This window comes from Methylobacterium tarhaniae (assembly GCF_001043955.1).
GTDB classification, from domain to species: Bacteria; Pseudomonadota; Alphaproteobacteria; order Rhizobiales; family Beijerinckiaceae; genus Methylobacterium; species Methylobacterium tarhaniae.
This window is the reverse complement of record NZ_LABZ01000364.1, coordinates 1-2,574: the sequence shown is the minus strand read 5'-3', so window position 1 is coordinate 2,574 and position 2,574 is coordinate 1. Positions and strand designations below refer to the sequence as shown.

The 2,574-nt window shown below is 68.5% G+C and carries 1 protein-coding gene and 1 pseudogene; one reads left to right on the top strand and one right to left on the bottom strand.

Annotation, left to right across the window (positions count from 1 at the left end):
• Positions 1 to 172: 172 nt before the first annotated feature.
• Positions 173 to 1,837, bottom strand: coding sequence for an electron transfer flavoprotein-ubiquinone oxidoreductase (locus VQ03_RS29960; RefSeq protein ID WP_048454584.1), 1,665 nt, complete (start codon positions 1,835 to 1,837; stop codon positions 173 to 175).
• A 198-nt stretch (positions 1,838 to 2,035) separates the two neighbouring features.
• Here VQ03_RS29960 and VQ03_RS34875 point away from each other — a divergent pair.
• A pseudogene (locus tag VQ03_RS34875) lies at positions 2,036 to 2,574 on the top strand (uracil-DNA glycosylase); the annotation flags it as partial.

Below are 2,574 nucleotides of genomic sequence, written 5' to 3'. Positions count from 1 at the left end.
CTCCTGAACCGACTGGCTCCAAGCCGATGCTCACAAACCCTTGCGAACCGGGGGCCGTCCATACATGACGTGGAGACGTGCCGGGATTTCGTGCCAGATGACTCGAGGGACGAGTCAAACCGGCCCTGAGATGGCGGCAGGGCAGGCTCTTCGCCAGAGCCTGCCCTCGATCCTACATGTTCACGTAGTTCGGCCCGCCCGGACCTTCCGGCGTCACCCAGTTGATGTTCTGGTTCGGGTCCTTGATATCGCAGGTCTTGCAGTGGACGCAGTTCTGCGCGTTGATCTGGTAGCGCGGCGCACCGCCCTCCTCGATCCACTCGTAGACGCCGGCCGGGCAGTAGCGGCCCGAGGGTCCGCCGAACACGTCGTGCTCGGACGATTTCTGCAGGCCCATATCCTTGACCTGGAGGTGGACCGGCTGGTCCTCCTCGTGGTTGGTGTTCGAGAGGTAGACCGATGACAGACGGTCGAAGGTCAGCACCCCGTCGGGCTTGGGATACGTGATCGGCGTCACGTCCTTGAGCGGCTTGGTGCAGGCATAGTCCGGCTTGCCGTGGCTGAGCGTGCCGAACAGCGACAGGCCGGCGAGCTCGTTGAGCCACATGTCGAGGCCGCCGAGGCCGACGCCGACGAGGGTGCCGTACTTCGACCAGAGCGGCTTGACGTTGCGCACCCGCTTCAGGTCGTAGCCGATTGGGCTCGAGCGCCAGCCTTCCTCGTAGGAGGTCAGCTCGTCCTGGGCCCGGCCGGCGGCCAAGGCCTCGTGGATCGCGCCGGCCGCCTGCATGCCGGAGAGCACCGCGTTGTGCGAGCCCTTGATGCGGGGCACGTTGACGAAGCCGGCGGAGTCGCCGACGAGGCAGCCGCCCGGGAAGACGAGCTTCGGCACCGATTGCCAGCCGCCCTCCATGATGGCGCGGGCGCCGTAGCCGATGCGCTTGGCACCCTCGAACACGTCCCGGATCATCGGGTGGGTCTTGAAGCGCTGGAACTCCTCGAACGGCGACAGGGTCGGGTTCTCGTAGTTCAGGTGCGTGACGAACCCGACCGAGACCAGGTGGTCGTCGAAGTGATAGAGCCAGGAGCCGCCGCCGGCCTTGTTCGGCAAAGGCCAGCCCATCGAGTGCTGCACCAGGCCCGGCCGGAATTTGTCCGGCTTGACCTGCCACAGCTCCTTCACGCCGAGACCGTATTTCTGGTGGTCGGAATGCTGGTTGAGGCGGTAGCGGTCGATGAGCTTCTTGGTCAGCGAGCCGCGGGCGCCCTCGCCGAACACCGTATATTTGGCGCGCAGCTCCATGCCGCGGGTGAAGTCGTCCCGCGCCTCGCCCGAGCGGGCGATGCCCAGGTCGCCGGTGGCGATGCCGACCACCGCGCCGGCCTCGTCGTAGAGGATCTCGGCAGCCGGGAAGCCCGGATAGATCTCGACGCCGAGCTCCTCCGCCTTGCGGCCGAGATACTTGGTCACGTTGGAGAGCGAGCCCACGAAGTTGCCGTGGTTGCTCATCAGCTTCGGGAAGGCGACGTTCGGCAGGCTGACGCCGCCGGCCGGCCCGAGGAACATGAACTCGTCCTTCACCACCTCGGTCTTGAGGGGGCGGTCCGGGTCCTCGCGCCAATCCGGAATCAGCTTGTCGAGGCCGCTCGGGTCGATGACGGCGCCCGACAGGATATGGGCACCGACCTCGCTGCCCTTCTCGACCACCACCACCGACACCTCGGTGCCGGCCTCGGCGGCGAGCTGCTTGAGCTGGATGGCGGCAGCCAGCCCGGCCGGGCCCGCTCCGACGATCACCACGTCGAAGTCCATCGCCTCGCGTTCCGGCAGCTCCATCCCGTTCCTCCCTCGCTCACGCATTAGTTCACATATAAACGATCCCGGGCCGCCTCAAGCGCCTCCGGCGGCGGGACCGTGCGACGCCATGTCCGCGGGCGCAAGCGGCGGCCGCTCGCCGTGACATGTGGGAACGCGCCTGCGCGCGATGTCGCGCCTGTTGTCCACAACCGCGCGGTACGCCACATCAGCGACATGATGCCCGACGCACCCGACAGCCGCGACCTGCTCTCCTTCCTCGACTTCCATGTCGAGGCGGGCATCGATGCCGCACTGGACGAGGTGCCGCACAACCGCTTCGCCGAGCCGGAGGCGCCCCGACGGGCCGCCCGGGCGGAGGACGTCCCGCCGGAAATGCCGGCGAGGCAGTCCACCCTCGCGCACAACGCGCCGCCGGCCGAGCCGGTTCAGGCCGCCCCGCGCCGGGAACTGCCCCGGCAGGAATCCCCACGCCAGGAATCCCCGCGCCAGGAGTTGCCGCGCCAGGAGTTGCCGCGCCAGGAGTTGCCGCGCCAGGAGTTGCCGCGCCAGGAGGCCCCCAGCACCTATGGCCGTTCCGCCGCCGCGGCCCCCGGCGAGGCGGCGGGCGATGCCCGCGAACTCGCCGCCACCGCGGCGAGCCTGGAGGAGCTGGAAGGCCTGCTCGCCCGGTTCGAGAGCTGCGCCCTGCGCTTCACCGCCAAGAATCTCGTCTTCGCCGACGGCAATCCGCAGGCCCGGGTGATGTTCGTCGGCGA

Coding starts and splice junctions, on each gene's coding strand:
- VQ03_RS29960 (WP_048454584.1), bottom strand. CDS start 1,837: ATGGAGCTGCCGGAACGCGAGGCGATGGACTTCGACGTGGTGATCGTC.